The sequence below is a fragment of the Nocardioides daejeonensis genome (assembly GCF_003194585.1).
Lineage (GTDB): Bacteria > Actinomycetota > Actinomycetes > Propionibacteriales > Nocardioidaceae > Nocardioides > Nocardioides daejeonensis.
The window spans coordinates 782,498-797,725 of the sequence record NZ_QHKZ01000001.1; the positions used below are offsets into that span (position 1 = coordinate 782,498).

At 71.0% G+C, this 15,228-nt stretch carries 14 protein-coding genes; 5 read left to right on the top strand and 9 right to left on the bottom strand.

All coding sequences use genetic code 11. From position 1 onward, the window contains the following. Positions 1-7: 7 nt before the first annotated feature. A complete protein-coding gene (locus DNK54_RS03740) occupies positions 8-2,734 on the bottom strand; it encodes an alpha/beta hydrolase (protein WP_239459891.1) in 2,727 nt (908 codons plus the stop codon). 22 nt (positions 2,735-2,756) lie between these two features. Between DNK54_RS03740 and DNK54_RS21405 the strand changes: the two genes are divergently transcribed. Continuing rightward, entirely contained in the window at positions 2,757-3,362 is a 606-nt protein-coding gene (locus DNK54_RS21405; RefSeq protein ID WP_239459892.1) for a LysR family substrate-binding domain-containing protein, read from the top strand. Between the two features lie 90 nt (positions 3,363-3,452). Here the strand turns inward: DNK54_RS21405 and DNK54_RS03750 are convergent, their stop codons facing one another. After that, positions 3,453-4,028, bottom strand: a complete 576-nt coding sequence (locus tag DNK54_RS03750; protein ID WP_204164399.1) for a nucleosidase — start codon at positions 4,026-4,028, stop codon at positions 3,453-3,455. Beyond that, a complete protein-coding gene (locus tag DNK54_RS03755; protein WP_110205568.1) occupies positions 4,022-5,461 on the bottom strand; it encodes a GuaB1 family IMP dehydrogenase-related protein in 1,440 nt (479 codons plus the stop codon). The genes DNK54_RS03750 and DNK54_RS03755 overlap by 7 nt, the downstream gene beginning before the upstream one ends. Before the next feature lie 55 nt (positions 5,462-5,516). On the opposite strand from DNK54_RS03755, the gene DNK54_RS03760 reads away from it, so the two are divergent. Continuing rightward, positions 5,517-6,653, top strand: coding sequence for a galactokinase (locus tag DNK54_RS03760; protein ID WP_110205569.1), 1,137 nt, complete (start codon positions 5,517-5,519; stop codon positions 6,651-6,653). On the opposite strand, the gene DNK54_RS03765 is transcribed toward DNK54_RS03760, so the two are convergent. After that, the gene (locus tag DNK54_RS03765) at positions 6,558-7,235 is read right to left on the bottom strand and encodes a hypothetical protein (RefSeq protein ID WP_110205570.1); all 678 of its coding nucleotides are present in this window, start codon (positions 7,233-7,235) and stop codon (positions 6,558-6,560) included. The two genes, DNK54_RS03760 and DNK54_RS03765, sit on opposite strands and share 96 nt — an antisense overlap. 135 nt (positions 7,236-7,370) lie before the next feature. Between DNK54_RS03765 and DNK54_RS03770 the strand changes: the two genes are divergently transcribed. Then, the gene (locus tag DNK54_RS03770; protein WP_110205571.1) at positions 7,371-7,664 is read left to right on the top strand and encodes a YiaA/YiaB family inner membrane protein; all 294 of its coding nucleotides are present in this window, start codon (positions 7,371-7,373) and stop codon (positions 7,662-7,664) included. Between the two features lie 91 nt (positions 7,665-7,755). Here DNK54_RS03770 and DNK54_RS03775 read toward each other — a convergent pair whose 3' ends face one another. Both DNK54_RS03775 and DNK54_RS03780 read right to left on the bottom strand, forming a co-directional pair. Further along, positions 7,756-8,967 carry an acyl-CoA dehydrogenase family protein gene (locus tag DNK54_RS03775; protein WP_110205572.1) on the bottom strand — a complete coding sequence of 404 codons (1,212 nt, stop codon included), beginning with the start codon at positions 8,965-8,967 and terminating at the stop codon, positions 7,756-7,758. Between the two features lie 18 nt (positions 8,968-8,985). Beyond that, positions 8,986-10,308, bottom strand: a complete 1,323-nt coding sequence (locus tag DNK54_RS03780; RefSeq protein WP_338036268.1) for an acyl-CoA dehydrogenase family protein — start codon at positions 10,306-10,308, stop codon at positions 8,986-8,988. A 184-nt stretch (positions 10,309-10,492) separates the two neighbouring features. Between DNK54_RS03780 and DNK54_RS03785 the strand changes: the two genes are divergently transcribed. Both DNK54_RS03785 and def read left to right on the top strand, forming a co-directional pair. After that, complete coding sequence (locus DNK54_RS03785; RefSeq protein ID WP_110205574.1) at positions 10,493-11,317, top strand: hypothetical protein; 825 nt, start codon at positions 10,493-10,495, stop codon at positions 11,315-11,317. Between the two features lie 58 nt (positions 11,318-11,375). Beyond that, on the top strand, positions 11,376-11,972 hold the full coding sequence (gene def, locus DNK54_RS03790; protein WP_110205575.1) for a peptide deformylase: 597 nt from the start codon (positions 11,376-11,378) through the stop codon (positions 11,970-11,972). Between the two features lie 114 nt (positions 11,973-12,086). Here the strand turns inward: def and DNK54_RS03795 are convergent, their stop codons facing one another. From DNK54_RS03795 to cobT, 3 genes are read right to left on the bottom strand one after another with little or no spacing between them, the layout of a single operon-like run. Further along, positions 12,087-12,899, bottom strand: a complete 813-nt coding sequence (locus DNK54_RS03795; protein ID WP_110205576.1) for a TrmH family RNA methyltransferase — start codon at positions 12,897-12,899, stop codon at positions 12,087-12,089. After that, a complete protein-coding gene (gene cobA, locus DNK54_RS03800) occupies positions 12,899-14,113 on the bottom strand; it encodes a uroporphyrinogen-III C-methyltransferase (protein ID WP_110205577.1) in 1,215 nt (404 codons plus the stop codon). The genes DNK54_RS03795 and cobA overlap by 1 nt, the downstream gene beginning before the upstream one ends. After that, the gene (cobT, locus tag DNK54_RS03805; RefSeq protein WP_110205578.1) at positions 14,110-15,180 is read right to left on the bottom strand and encodes a nicotinate-nucleotide--dimethylbenzimidazole phosphoribosyltransferase; all 1,071 of its coding nucleotides are present in this window, start codon (positions 15,178-15,180) and stop codon (positions 14,110-14,112) included. The genes cobA and cobT overlap by 4 nt, the downstream gene beginning before the upstream one ends. Positions 15,181-15,228 lie beyond the last annotated feature (48 nt).

The window sequence follows — 15,228 nt, forward strand, 5'->3', positions numbered from 1 at the left end:
CGTCTCCTCAGCGATCCAACAGGCGGACCGTCAGTGTCTTCTTCACTCCCTTGCCACGCACTCGGATGCGTACGCTCTCTGTGCCTTCCGGGCGACCGTCGCGAGCGACGGGGATCCGCAACCGAGCGACGCCAGCGCCTCGGCGCACCTTCAGCGTCCCGACGAACTCCGCGTCACTGAGCAGCCCCGTCTCCGGCCCGCTCAGATAGACCCGCTTGCGCCAGGCTGCACCCAGATCACCCACCTGGGCACCGCGGCCGGGGGCCTTCACGAAGGAGAACTGGTAGTAGCGGGCCTCGGTCACCGGCGTCGAGAGCCGCAGCACGACCTTGATCGATCCGCCCTCGCGCACCCTGGCCTTCTTCACCCGTGCCCGGACCCGGGGAGCCGGGTCGTCGTCGATGATGATCGCGCGGCCCAGGTAGGCCTCGACGTTGGCGCCGCTGATCGTGTGCGCGGCGACCTCGTAGGCGACGCGGTAGTCCTCGTGCGTGGTGTTGCGGGGGAAGCGCACCGGGATGGTCCCCGACGTCGTGCCCGGTGGCACGTCGATGTCGATCTTGGTGGCGCGCCGTGGGCCTTGCACAACGGCCCTGAACCGCGCCCCGGCGCCGACGTCCCCCGTCACGGTCCAGGGCACCAGCGCCACTCCGGGAGAAGGCCCATCACCCTCGGGGACCCGCACGCTGCCCACCTGGATCGTCGCGGGGCGATGCGTCGGAACGGCAGGCAGCGTCGTACCCACCGAGGAGACGTCACGCAGCCAGATCCGGGCCTTACCGCTGCCGGTCACCAGCTCGAGCGAGCGGACGTCGGCCAGGTCGAGGTCGCCGAGCTCGGACGGAGCCGTGAAGGTCACGGTGCGCGCCCACCGTCGGGCGTTCTCCGGGCTGCCCGGCAGCGTGGCGAGGGAAGCCGGAGCACCGACCAGGTCGGCGGTGCGCCCCGCCCCGTCGGTGGCGCGGACCGAGAAGCGGGCCGTCTCTCGGCGTGGGTCCTGGATCACCCTGAGCTGCAGGCGCCGGTCTCGGAGATCCAGGGGCTCGGCCAGCGCGAGGGTGGCGGCGGTGCCGGGGTGCTGCCAGGCGATCTCGAGGTCGTCCACCTCGGGAAGCAGCTGCTCTGCTGCAGGCCAGCTCGGCGTGGACTCGGGAGCCCCACGGCCACAGGCGGTCTTCGCAGACTCCATGACTGCGCGGCAGGTGCGCACCGTGCCCGCCTCGCCCGCGGTGGCGCGCAGCGCCGGCCCCGGGTAGCGGGTGTCGCGGTCGCCGGCCAGCGCCGCGGACCAGGTGAGAGCCGGCGCCAGGGTCGACGTGGTGACCGGCGACCCGTCGAAGAGCGGGAGGCTCGCCTCGTCGCGTTCCGCGAACAGACGTACGGCGCCACCCACCAGCACCGCGGCCGCGTCGCGTTGCTGAGCCGCGCTCAGACGCTGCGGGTGCTTGGCGCCGCAGTACTGCTTCGCCCGTCCACCCCAATCGTCCATGGACGGCGCAGCGGAGATCCCCGGCGTCCACTCGGTGTTGAAGTAGTTGTGGTTCGCGCCCATCAGGAGCACGGAGCTGCGCAGTGCCGGGTCGTCCGGCTCGAGCTCGCGGGCTGCATCGACGTACCGCTGGCCTTGCAGGTCGGACACGTCGCCGTCGCAGTAGGGCAGCACCGTCACCGTGGGCACGTAGCTGCTCCGCTGGTCGCCGAAGTTGGTCGGCGCCAGGAGCACCTGACCGACGACGTTCGTCTCGTCCGGCGGGCGTAGGGAGAACCGGTCGACTCCTTCACCGCCACGGCTGTGGCCGACCAGGACCACCCGGGAGAGATCCACCTCGTGGGTGCCGGCCAGGCTCGCCCAGTGCCGCAGATGGGCCGCGATCAGATCCGCGCGGGCACCGGCGCCTCCGTCGGGGAGGCGCCAGTCCTGGGCGTTGATCCCGTTGGCGCGGATCGAGACGGTCACGTAGCCCTGACTGGCGAGCAGACGCTGGAGATAGTCGTAGCCACGCTCACTCGGAACCTCGCGCGACGCACCCGCGCACGGCCACGTGTCGGAGAAGTCCTCCTCGGCCTTGGGCGTGTAGCACCAGTCGTGACGTCCGTGCAGGAACAGGACGAGCGGCTTGTCGCCGCTGACGGCACCGGGGGCGGGCTCGACGACATGACCGACCATCTCGATCGGCGCCGGCATCCCCCGCAGCGGAAGCGCATCGAGCTGGTAGTCCGAGCTGATCACCGGCGCGTCGCCAGCCGCTCCCGGGTCGTCGGCGAGGCGGGCCCGGGGTGCGGAAGGGCTGGTACCGGGCCGAGCCGCCGCCGGCCGGTCGACGCCCGGCTCGTCGAGCCGATCACCCGCCAGAAGCACATCCAGCTCCTCGACGTCCGGCACCGGTCCGGTGATCCGCACCTCGACGGCTCGGCCGTCCGCCACGATGCTCGTGACGCCGAGCGGGCGTCCCGCCGCATCGACGATCTCGGGTCGCGACGAGCGCACGGGCAACCTGCGCTCCGAGGTCCAGCGCATCACCTGCTCGTCACCGCCCTGCGTCCGTACCTGCCAGGTGCCCAGCCCTGCGGGGGCGGCCGCGGACCGCTCGCTGGGGGCGGCATACCCGGAGGTCGCCGTGGACGCTCCCGCCACACCGATCGCCATCGCCGTCGTCAGTACGACGACTCTCCTCCACCGCACCGTGCGCCCCTCTCCGGCCGGGGGTGCCCGGCGGTCCCAGCTGGTGATCACCAGTACCCGTAGCCTTGCACAGGTGAACACTCCTCATCCTGGTCTGCGCCTCGGTTTCGTGCCCGGCGCCACTCCCGACAAATGGGCGGCCCGGTGGCGGGAGCAGTTCCCCCGAGTACCGCTGCAACTGGTGCCGATCCCCGTCGATGCGCAGGAGCAGGCGCTCGCCGCGGGCGAGATCGACATGTGCGTCGCGCGGCTGCCGGTCGACCGCGACCGCCACCACGTGATCGCCCTCTACGACGAGGTGCCGGTCGTCGTAGTGCCTCGCGAGCACCCCGCCACGGCCTACGACGAGATCACCCTCGCCGACCTCGCCGACGAACAGCTGGTGCAGGATCCTGCCGACGTTCCCGGCTGGAGCGAGCTCGCGACGGCCGACCGCCTCGCCTGGCCCCCCATGACGACCGCCGAGGCGATCGAGGTGGTGGCCTCGGGCACCGGCATCGTCATCGTGCCCATGTCGCTGGCTCGGCTGCACCATCGCAAGGACGTCGCCTACGTCCCCGTCACCGACGGCCCTGTCTCCTCCGTCGCCCTCGTCTGGCTACGCGACCGCGACGACGACTGGACCCAGCGCCTCGTCGGCGTCGTACGCGGGCGCACCGCCCGCAGCTCCCGCAGCTGACCTGGTGGCCCCGCTGCGCCAGTTTCCCCGCCCGGGCGGGGAAACTGGTACTTGGTGTGCGTAGCTACAGCACACAAGAGAGCAATAACGTCACACAGTCAGCGCCGGTTCCCTGCCAGCGAGGAGTTGGGTGACCGCCTCGCCGAGAACGCGTGCACTGGCATCGACCAGGCTGACCCACTCGAGTGCGCCTTCGTCGGCGTTGTCCGACACGTGCTTCAGAAGACGGACCGGCACCCCGAACTCCGCGGCGGCATAGGCGATCGCATAGCCCTCCATGTCGACGAGGTCGGCGCGTAGGGCCAGCGCGTCGCGGAGCTCCGGGTCTGCGACGAAGAGGTCGCCGGTGGCCAGCACCGGGCCAGCGCCGGACCGCAGCTCCAACCGCTCCCGCGGGTCGTGGCCGAGTGCGCGGATCGCGTCCGCGCTGATGTCGTGGTTGAGCACGGCGACCGGCTCGTGCAACCCCGACAACCCCGGACGCAGCGCACCTGCGGTCCCGATGTTCACCAGCACCAGGTCGCTGAGGTCCGGCATCTGCGCCAGGGCCCGCGCGACGGAGACGGCCGCCGCGGTCTTCCCGATGCCCGCCACCAGGACCGGTACGCCGTCCGGCACATAGGCCGCCTCGCTGGCGGCCGCAGCCACCACCAGGTAGCTCACCACGAGCTGGAGAGGGGCCGGCCCTCGTGGTAGCCGGCGGCCGACTGGATCCCGATGACCGCACGCTCCCGGAACTCGGTCAAGTTGGCGGCTCCGGCGTACGTGCAGCTCGACCGCACACCAGCGGCGATCTGGTCGATCAGGTCCTCCACGCCGGGGCGCTGCGGATCCAGATACATCCGCGACGAGGAGATCCCCTCCTCGTAGAGGCCCTTGCGGGCCCGATCGAAGGCTGACTCACCGGACGTGCGATTCGCGACCGCGCGCGCAGACGCCATGCCGAAGGAGGACTTGTAGGCACGCCCCTCACTGTCGTGCAGCAGGTCGCCGGGCGACTCGTGCGTCCCGGCGAACCAGGAGCCGACCATCACCGACGAAGCGCCGGCAGCGAGGGCGAGCGCCACGTCACGCGGGTGCCGGACGCCTCCGTCCGCCCAGACCGTCTTCCCCAGCTCCCGAGCCGCGAGCGAGCACTCCAGGACCGCAGAGAACTGCGGCCGGCCGACCCCGGTCATCATCCGGGTGGTGCACATGGCGCCCGGGCCGACCCCGACCTTCACCACATCGGCACCCGCCTCGATGAGCTCGCGGGTCCCCTCGGCGGAGACGATGTTGCCGGCGACGACCGGCACCCGCGGGTCGAGGGCACGGACCGCCCGGAGCGCCTGGATCATCCGGTCCTGGTGACCGTGGGCGGTGTCGATCACCAGCGTGTCGACCCCCGCCTCCAACAGCGCGGCCGCCTTGCCTGCGACATCGCCGTTGACACCTACTGCGGCGGCTACCGCGAGCCGTCCCTGGACATCGACAGCGGGCCGATAGACCGTGGCGCGCAGAGCGCCCAGCCGGGTCAGCACGCCCACCAACCGTCCCTCGGCATCGACGGCGGGAGCCAGAGGGACTCGCGCCCTGTCGAGCAGGTCGAACCCGGTGCGTGGGTCGATCTCCGCCGGCACGCTGACCGGATCCTGCACCATCACGTCGCGCACCTGTGCGAAACGGTCGACGTCGGCGCAGCCCTTCTCGGTGAGCAGGCCCACGGGACGCCCCTCGGCGTCGACCACGATCGCTGCCCGGTGCGCGCGCTTGGGCATCAGCGAGAGGGCCTCGGCCACTGTCTGGGTCGGCGCCAGCGTGATGGGGGTGTCGACGACGAGGTCGCGCCCCTTCACCCAGGCCGTCACCTCGCGGACCACATCCGTCGGGATGTCCTGGGGCAGGACGGTCAGGCCGCCCCGCCGCGCGATCGTCTCCGCCATCCGGCGACCCGCCACCGCGGTCATGTTCGCCACGACCAGTGGCAGCGTCGCTCCCGTTCCGTCGTCCGTGCTCAGGTCGACGTCGTACCGGCTCGACACGGTCGAGTGCCGCGGCACCATGAAGACGTCGTCATAGGTCAGGTCGTGCGGCGCAACCGCATCGTTCAGGAATCGCACGAGACGTCACCCTACGCGCCCCACGCTCTGCGTTCCGGCGTCTACCCTCGTCGCTGTGCGCCCCCACGATCCACGCGTCGACGAGGCCCTCGCCGCCTTCGCCCGGCACTTCGGTGGTACGCCGACCCGGCTGGCGGGAGCACCGGGACGCGTCAACCTGATCGGCGAGCACACCGACCACAACGGCGGGCTCTGCCTGCCCTTCGCGCTGCCGCAGCGCACGTTCGCGGCCTTGCGCCCCCGTGCCGACCAGATCGTCCGCATGCACAGCACCCACCGCGACCAGAGCCTGGAGTGGGACCTTCGCGAAGCGAGAGCCTGTCGTGGCTGGGCGGCGTACGTCGTGGGGACGCTGGCCGCACTCGGTCACCGCACGGGTTTCGACATCCTGGTGCACTCCGACGTGCCAGTCGGCGCCGGCCTCTCCAGCTCGGCTGCCCTCACCTGCGCGGTCGCCGTCGCCAGCAGCCCGGAGGCCGACCTGACGACCCTGCTGCGTGCCACCATCACCGCGGAGAACGACTATGTCGGCGCGCCGACCGGGGGCCTCGACCAGTCCGTCGTCCTGGGAGCCCGGGCAGGTACGGCGCTGCTCCTGGACTTCTCCCGTCCCGAGTCCGAGCGCGTGGTGCGGACGGCGCCGACCGCCGTGCCGGGTCACGAGTGGTGGATCTTCGACACCCACGTCGCCCACGACCTCGCCGACGGTGGGTACGCCGCCCGCCGTCGCGAGTGCACCGCAGCCGCGGAGGCGCTGGGCGTGCCGACGCTCACCCTGGCGTCGCCAGCGGCGGTCGCCGAGCTGTCCCTCCGTGAAGCGACCCTTGCCGCCCGGGCACGCCATGTGCTCACCGAGAACGCCCGGGTGCGAGCCATGACGGCCGCGCTGGATGCTCGTGACGCGGCAACGATCGGCACCCTGCTCACCCGTTCGCATCGCTCCCTGCGCGACGACTTCGCGGTCAGCTGCGCGGAGCTGGACGTGGCCGTCGAGGTGCTGCTGGGCTCCGGTGCGGTAGGCGCCCGCATGGTCGGCGGCGGCTTCGGAGGATCGGCTGTGGCGCTGCTGCCGACTGGATCGGCGCGCCAGGTGGGGTCAGCGCTCGCCGGTGCCTTCGGTCGGCGGGGCTGGCGGGCGCCCACTCCCCTCGCTGCGGGCCGTGGCAACGAGGGAGCCACTCGGGTCGTTTGAGGAGGGCACGCCGTCGTAAGCCCGCTGGTAGCCGGCGAGCGCGGCGATCGCCGCGGGATCCCGTCGTCGCCAGTCACCGACCGGATCCGGGGTGAGGGCTCGGAGCACTTCCGGCGACTGCGTGCTCAGCGCTCGCAGTGCCAGCAGCTCCGGCTCTTCAGCCCAGTGCGCGGCACCCCGGCGGACCTGGTCGAGGCGACGCGGCAGCCAGGCCGCCAGCAACAGGATCGTCGGGACGAGTGCCGTGCCGACGCCCAGCTTCCACGCGAGCTCGTTCACGGTGTCAGTGCCCAGCTCGCTCGCCGTCGACATGCGCCCTGCTGCCTCCGCAGCGCGCAGGAACGGCTCCGCCGCCGCATCGCCGAGGAGTGGGATGCTGCCGAACGCAGCGGCAGCCAGGGCCAGGTAGTCGTCGAGCGCGACCGCCGCGGAGCCGGCGAGCTCCGTCGCCTTCGTCGCGCTGCCGATCGACTGGTGCACGCTCCAGCCCTGCCAGAGCCAGAAGCAGATCCAGAGCACGACGGCGGCGTCGCCGAGCAGTTGTCGGGTGCGGCGCGGCTGCAGGTCGGAGTAGAGGCCCATACTGCAGATCCGACCAGATCCGAGCACGCGTCGCCAAGCACCGTCGCGGCGTGGGACGGCTGAGTACAGGTACTCAACAGAACACAGGTACGTGGGCGGATGTGCTCACCCGGCGCCGGAGGCGAAGGTTGAGGCATGAACAACAACAACTCGTTCCAGGCCAAGAACACCAACGCCTTCTTCCTCCAGGCGGGCATCTCCTTCGGCATCGCCCTCCTCACCATGATCCTGGCGGTCTGCTACCTGCCGGTCGAGCCGTGGATCCGCGCCTTCCTCGCCCTGGGCACCCTCTTCCTGACCACGTCGTCGTTCACTCTCGCCAAGTGTGTGCGGGACGCCCAGGAGAACCAGTCGGTCGCGGCTCGTCTCGACCAGGCCCGCGTCGACAAGCTGCTCGCCGAGCACGACCCTTTCCGTCAGATCGCCTGATCATCATCTGCACCGCTCCCGACACCGATCCGCTCAACGACGAAAGACCCGGCTCCCCTGTGAGGGAGCCGGGTCTTTCGTCGTGTCAGTACTACTTCAGCTCGGCGCTCGACAGACCCAGCACCCGGCGAGCGATGATCAGCTGCTGGATCTGCTGCGTGCCCTCGAAGATGTCGAGGATCTTCGAGTCCCGCGACCACTTCTCGAGCAGCTCGGTCTCGCTGTAGCCGACGGAACCGGCGAGCTCCACGCAGCTCAGCGTCACGTCGGAGCCGACGCGGCCGGCCTTCGCCTTGGCCATCGAGGCCTCCAGCGAGTTCGGCTTGCGGTTGTCCGCCATCCAGGCCGCCTGCATCGTCAGCAGTCGTCCCATCTCCCAGTCGGACTCGAGCTGGAGGAAACGCGCAGCTGCGGCGTGCTGCAGGTTGGCCGGCTTGTCGTAGTCGACCTCGATCCCCGCCTCCGCGAGCAGCTCGCGGGTGAGGTCGAGAGCGGCGCGTGCACAGCCGACGGCCATCGCCGCGACCAGCGGACGCGTGTTGTCGAAGGTCGCCATGGCGCCGGCGAAACCCTGCTTGACGTCGATCTCCGGGTTGCCGAGGAGGTTCTCAGCCGGAACGCGGCAGTCGGTGAAGGTGATCACAGCCGTGTCGGAGGCACGGATGCCCAGCTTGTGCTCCAGCCGCTCCACCTTCAGGCCCGGGGTGCCCTTCTTGACGACGAAGGACTTGATCGCGGCACGTCCCAGCGACTTGTCGAGCGAGGCCCAGACCACCACGCTGTCGGAGCGTTCACCGGAGGTCACGAAGATCTTCTCGCCGTTGAGGACGTACTCGTCGCCGTCCTTGACGGCGGTCGTCGTCAGCGCGGCTGAGTCGGATCCCATGGACGGCTCGGTGATCGCCATCGAGGCCCAGGTGCCGGCGAACCGCTTCAGCTGCTCGTCGTTGGCGACCGAGGCGATCGCCGAGTTGCCCAGGCCCTGCCTCGGCATCGAGAGCAGCAGCCCGGTGTCGCCCCAGCACATCTCGGCGACGGAGAGGACGGAGGCCAGGTTGGCGCCGTTCTTGACGCCGGCCTTCTCCTCCTTCTCGTCGCGGCGCACGCCGGTGGCGCCGGCGCCCTCGGAGGCACCGGACTCGGAGAGTCCGTCGATCATCGCGGCGAGCATGTCGAGTTCCTTGGGGTACTCGTGCTCGGCGCGGTCGTACTTGCGAGAGATCGGTCGCAGCATGTTCATCGCGACCTGGTGCGCCTGGTCGATCAGGGCGCGGTGCTTCTTGGGAGTCTCAAGATTGATCATGTCGGTGTGCCCGGTCGGTCAGACCAGGACGCCTCCTTCCACGAGGCCGATGGCACGTAGGTCGCGGTACCACCGCTCGACCGGGTGCTCCTTGACGAAGCCGTGGCCGCCGAGCAGCTGGACGCCGTCCAGACCGATCCGCATGCCATGGTCGGTGCAGGCCTTGCGCGCCAATGCGACCTCACGGGAGAAGTCCTTGCCCTGAGCGGCCCGCGAGGCCGCACGGTAGGTCAGCAGCCGCATGCCCTGCAGTTCGGTCGCGATGTCGGCGACCATGAACGCGACTGCCTGACGGTGGCTGATCGGCTCGCCAAACGCCTCGCGCTCGTTGACGTAGGTCTTCACGTAGTCGAGCACCGCCTGGCCGGTCCCGATCGCCAACGCGCACCAGGCGAGGCGGGAGAGGCGCACGCATTCGACGTACGTCGTCCCGTCTGTCGCGCCGAGCACGGCGCTGGCGGGCACGCGCACGTCGGTGAGCGTCACCTTCGCGAGGCTGGCCGCCCGCACGCCCATCGCCGGGTCGCCCTCGACCTGGACGCCTTCGGTGCCGGACTCGACGAGCACGAGCACGTTCTTGCCGTCGAGCTGCGCGCCCACGATGAAGAGCTCTGCGTCCGCGCCCCGGGGCACCAGCGACTTGACGCCGTTGAGCACCAGGTCGGAGCCGTCCTTGACCGCCTTGGTCGACGGGCTGAGCACGTCGAACAGCACGGTGGGCTCGGTCAGCGCCAACGCGGCGACCGGGACCGAGTCGCCGGTGAACTCCGGCAGGTAGGTGGTCTGCTGCTCGTCGGTGCCCCACAGCGAGAGCGCCGTGGCGACGGCGCCCGGTGCGAGCGCCGCGACCGCCAGACCCATGTCGCCCTCGGCCAGCGCCTCGGCGACCAGGGTGCCGGCCATCGCGGAGCGCTCCTCGGAGATCCCGCCGAGCTTCTCCGGGACGCCCAGGATCGGGAGTCCGATCTCGAGGCTCGCAGCCAGCACCTCGTCGGGAGCCGTGCAGCTCTCGTTCGCCTCCGCAGCGGCGGGGCGAACCACCTCGGTGGCGAACTCCTTCACCACGTCGACGAGCATCTGCTCGTCCTCACCCGGCGTCAGGTCGAAGATGCCACTGGGGTTGGCGCTCGGCACGCGGACGCCGTCGGCGCCCACCTTGCCACCGCGGGTGAAGGCGCGGCTCGCCGCACCAGCCACCTTGAACCCGCTACGGGTCGCGGTGAAGACTCCGCGCTCGGTCTGCTTGCGCAGGCCGATCCGGTCGATCAGTTCGCTCTGAGCCAGCTTGTTGAGGGCCAGGACGGCGAGTCCGATCGGGTCGCGGGACTCGCGGCTGCTCACGCCGTGCTTCCCTCCCGGGGAGACGGCGGCCCTGGATGCTTTGAGAAGGGACATGGAGAAAATGTAACTCCGAGTTACACGCGGCGCCACATGTTCGCGGATGTCCATCGTCACAAATGACGCGCACGCGCCTCCTGGCTCAGGAGCCCAGTAGCCTGGAGTCGGCGAGGTACGACGAGCGAGGGTGACGATGCGCGGGCAGGGCGACCGGATGCAACGACTGTGGGAGCAGCTTCCCAGCGGCGGCCTCAGGGAGCTCCTGCACCGGTTGCGGCCGGCGTCGCGAGCAGATTTCCTCACCGAGCTCCACGACAGCGGCCCGGCTGCCACCCTGGGCAGTCCCAAGGGACTGCGCGCCGGGTGGGCCTACCTCGGCCAGGAGTGGCCCGACACCGTCAACGCCGTGGCGCAGCCCGAGTCCCTTCCCAGCGTCGTCGAGCGGCGTACCCGCCAGCGGGTGAGTCCGGTCGCCCCCTGGGCGACCTCGGCGACCGCGGGCCTCGGTTCGGTCGTCGTGGTCGCCGGGAACAACGCTGCCTGGCTGGAAGGGCTCGGTGTGGTCGGTGTGGTCGCCCTCACCGGTGGCATCGCCACTGCCCTGTGGCGCCCGCGGACCCGCCGGGCCGACCGGACACACCGCGTCCAAGGCGCCGAGGCGCTCTGCGGCCGGGCTGAGACCGTCGCTGCGGACCTCACCCGCAACGGCGCGGACGGTGCCCTGCTCCGCACCAGCGACCGGCTGCTCGCGGAGGTGCACGGGACCGCCCGCACCCTGGAACGGGTCGAGGAGGAGGCTCGCGCCAGTGGCCTGCTCGGCAAGGACGGCCGCGTGCGTCAGGAGCCGGACAGTCCCGGCGCACAGCGGCTTGCCGACGAGCTGCTGCACCTGCGCGCAGAGGCGCTGCACGACGTGCTCAGGCTGCAGGTGCTCGCCCAGCAACAGGCGGCGCAGTTGCGCATCGAGGACCGGGCGACCTATCGCCAGCTTCTCGACGACCTGGACGACTGAACGCTCGGAGCTCCGGGGGCTGTGAGGCCGAGCGCCCGGATCTCGTAGGCTCGGGGGCATGACGAGCGCTCCCCTGGCCCCTCACGGACCACTGCCGGAGGGCGGTACCGTCCGTCCGATGACGCGCTGGGGCACGCCGGTCATGCATGCGCCGCAGCAGCGCGTGACGGAGTTCGGCGACGACCTGCGGAGCCTGGTCGCCGACATGGTCGCCACCATGTACGCCGCCGAGGGGGTCGGCCTGGCTGCCTGCCAGATCGGCATCGACCTGGCGGTCTTCGTCTTCGACTGCCCGGACGCGAGCGGCAACCACGTGGTGGGCGTGGTCTGCAACCCGGAGCTCACCCTGCCCGAGGGCAAGGACCGCCACCTCGACACCGCTGAGGAGGGCTGCCTCTCCTTTCCCGGCGCCTTCGTCGACTGCTCGCGCCCCGACACCGCCTCGGTGATCGGTCAGGGCCTCGACGGCGAGCCGGTGAGCTTCACCGGAGACGGCCTCTTGGCCCGGTGCCTGCAGCACGAGACCGACCACACCGTCGGCACCGTCTTCGGCGACCGCCTCTCGACCAAGGCGCGCAAGAAGCTGCAGAAGATCCACGACAAGCTGGCCGACGACTACCCGCCGCACTGGCCCGTCGAGGAGCCCGAGCAGTGAGCCGCCTGCCGAGTTCGCGCGGATAACACGCCGAGTTCGCGCAAATCACGCGCCGAGTTCGCGCAAATCACGCGTCGAGTTCGCGCAAACGACGCCACCCCACGGGTTCGCGCGTCAGCCGTCGAGCGCGCGGCGTGTCAGGTAGCAGGCCACAGCCGTCGCGGCCGCGACGTTGAGCGAGTCGATCCCCTCGCGCATCGGGATGATCGCGCGCCGCTGAGCGGTCGCCTGCCACCGCGCCGAGATCCCCGGACCCTCCGAGCCGAGCACGAGGGCGACCCGGTCGAGGCCTGCCACCGCCTCCTCGATCGGAGTCGCGTCGTCGGCGAGCGTCAGGGCGACCGTGGTGAAGCCGCGCTCCGAGAGCGCCGGCAGGGCGTCGTACCAATCATCGAGCCGGGTCCACGGGGTGCTGAAGACAGCGCCCATCCCGACCTTGACGGCCCGGCGGTAGAACGGGTCGGCACAGCGCGGTGACAGCAGCACGGCATCGAAGCCCATGGCCGCGCCACTGCGGAAGATCGCACCGACGTTGGTGTGGTCGACGATGTCCTCCAGGACGAGCACCGCGCGGGCGTCGGTCAGCACCTCGTCGACGGAGGGCAGTGACCTGCGTTGCAGGGAGGCCAACGCGCCCCGATGCACGTGGAAGCCGGTGACCTGCTCGGCCAGCTCCTCGCTCAGCACGTAGCACGGCGCGTCGCTCGGGCCGAGAACGTCGTCGAGCCCCTCCAGCCACCGTTGCGCCATCAGGAACGACCGCGCCTCGTAGCCCGACTCCAGGGCACGGCGGACGACCTTCTCACCCTCGGCGATGAAGAGTCCGTGCTCGGCCTCGAGGTGCTTGCGCAACTGCACGTCGCGCAGGTCGCGGTAGTCCGCGAGCCTCGGGTCAGCCGGGTCGGTGACCGGGACCAGGCGCACCATCACCGGCCGCCGAAGCGCTCCGGGTGGGCGACCGCGACGACCTCGCCGACCACGATGATCGCCGGCGGGCGCACGCCGTGCGCAGACAGGTCCGCCGAGAGCTCGCCGAGCGTGGAGAGCACCTTGGTCTCCCCCGGCATCGTGCCGTCCTGGACGACGGCCACCGGCGTACCGGAGGGCCGGCCACCGTCGACCAACGCCGCAGCGATCGCCGGTGCGTTCTCGACCGCCATGAGGAGCACGATCGTGCCGCGGAGCCGGGCCAGGGCACTCCACTCCACGAGCGACTCAGGATGTCCGGGCGGGAGATGCCCGGAGACGACCGTGAACTCGTGGGTGACACCGCGGTGGGTGACCGGGATCCCCGCGCGGGCGGGCACCGCGATCGACGAGGAGAGGCCCGGCACGACAGTCACCGGCACACCTGCGGCACGGCAGGCGATGACCTCTTCGAATCCACGCCCGTAGACGAAGTTGTCGCCGCCCTTGAAGCGGACCACACGCTTGCCTTCGAGCGCGCGCTCCACGATCACCTTGTTGATGAACTCCTGCGCTGCCGAGCGGCCACGCGGCAACTTGGCGACGTCGATCAGCTCCACATCGGCACCGAGCTCGTCCAGCAGCTCGCGGGGAGCGAGCCGATCGGCCACCACCACGTCGGCGGAGGCGAGCGCATTGCGGGCCGCGATCGTGACCAGCTCCGGATCCCCCGGACCACCGCCGACGAGGACGACACCCGGCGTGTGGTCGTGCTCCACCTCGAGCAGGCCCTCACGCAGGAGATGCATGATCTCGTCGCGCAGGTGAGCAGAACGACGAGGCTCCCGGTTGCCCAGCACCGCGACGGTGGCGCTTCCGTGACGGCCCACGGCCGGCGTCCAGGCGCTCCCGTCCCGGCCGTCGTCGCTGCGCACGCAGAAGATGCGGCGCTCCTCCGCAGCGACCGTGACGGCGACGTTGGTCTCGGCGTCGTCGGTGGCCGCGATGGCATACCAGGCGCCGTCGAGGTCGGAGGTCTCGAAGCCGCGGAGGTGCAAGGTGATCTCGTTGCGTAGACCCTCGATCGCAGGTGTCACCTCGGGAGAGACGACGTGCACGTCGGCGCCGGCGGCGATCAGCGCGGGTACCCGACGCTGGGCCACATGGCCGCCGCCGACGACGAGAACCTTGCGTCCGGTGAGTCGGAGCCCGGCCGGATAGATCTGGTCGTTCACTGGTCGATCCCCGCAGTCTCGAAGGTGGCCATCTCGGCGAGCACGGCAACCGCCGCCCGCACCAGAGGGACAGCGAGGACGGCGCCACTCCCCTCTCCCAGCCGCAGGTCCAGGTCGACCAACGGTCGCAGCCCGAGCCGTTCCAGGGCAGCCGTGTGTCCCGGCTCGGCGCTACGGTGCCCGGCGATGCAGTAGTCGATCGCATCAGCACTCAGCGCAGCAGCGAGAAGGGCGGCTGCTCCTGCGATCACGCCGTCGAGGAGCACCGGCACCTGGCGGGCAGCGGCGCCGAGGATCAGGCCGGCGAGACCCGCATGCTCCAGACCGCCGACCTCGGCAAGCACCGCCAGCGGATCGGCGTCGGCAGGAAGACGCCCGGTGGCGGAGGCCACGATGCTGGTCTTGTGAGCGAGCATCTCGTCGTCGATCCCGGTGCCGCGCCCCGTGATCTCGTCGGCCGGGCGCTCGGCGAAGCGGCTGATCAGGCATGCCGAGGCCGTCGTGTTGCCGATGCCCATGTCGCCCGTGACCAGGAGCTCGTAACCGGCATCGGCAAGCTCGTCTGCGACACGGATCCCGACGCCGATCGCGGCCAGTGCCTCGTCGCCGCTCATCGCCGGCCCCCGTGCGAGGTCCGCCGTCGCGGCGCGCACCTTGCGCACCTGCACGACCGCATCCTCCTTGACGTCGTCGGCCATGCCGATGTCGACCACGACCACATCGGCCCCCACCTGACGGGCCAGGACGTTGACGGCGGCGCCCCCGGCGCGGAAGTTCTCCACCATGGAGGTGGTCACGCTCTGCGGCCAGGGGGTGACGCCACTGGCCACCACGCCGTGGTCCGCGGCGAAGACCGCGACCGCCACCCGAGCGGGCACGGCCGGCGGGCAGAGACCCGTGATGCCGGCGTACTGGACAGAGGTTGCCTCGAGCACCCCCAGGGCCCCGGCGGGCTTCGTGAGTTGGGCCTGGCGCTCGGTCGCGGCACGGATGGCGGCTGAGTCGAGCGGGCGGATGGCGGCAAGGGTGCGGTCGAGCAGTTCCGAGGGGGAGGTCACGTGCGCCATTCTTCCGTACCGGCCTGAGTCCGACCCCTGCCGCTCCGCCCCTCGGAA

Coding starts and splice junctions, on each gene's coding strand:
- DNK54_RS03765 (WP_110205570.1), bottom strand. CDS start 7,235: ATGGGCCTCTACTCCGACCTGCAGCCGCGCCGCACCCGACAACTGCTC.
- DNK54_RS03770 (WP_110205571.1), top strand. CDS start 7,371: ATGAACAACAACAACTCGTTCCAGGCCAAGAACACCAACGCCTTCTTC.
- DNK54_RS03775 (WP_110205572.1), bottom strand. CDS start 8,967: ATGATCAATCTTGAGACTCCCAAGAAGCACCGCGCCCTGATCGACCAG.
- def (WP_110205575.1), top strand. CDS start 11,376: ATGACGAGCGCTCCCCTGGCCCCTCACGGACCACTGCCGGAGGGCGGT.
- DNK54_RS03795 (WP_110205576.1), bottom strand. CDS start 12,899: ATGGTGCGCCTGGTCCCGGTCACCGACCCGGCTGACCCGAGGCTCGCG.
- cobT (WP_110205578.1), bottom strand. CDS start 15,180: ATGGCGCACGTGACCTCCCCCTCGGAACTGCTCGACCGCACCCTTGCC.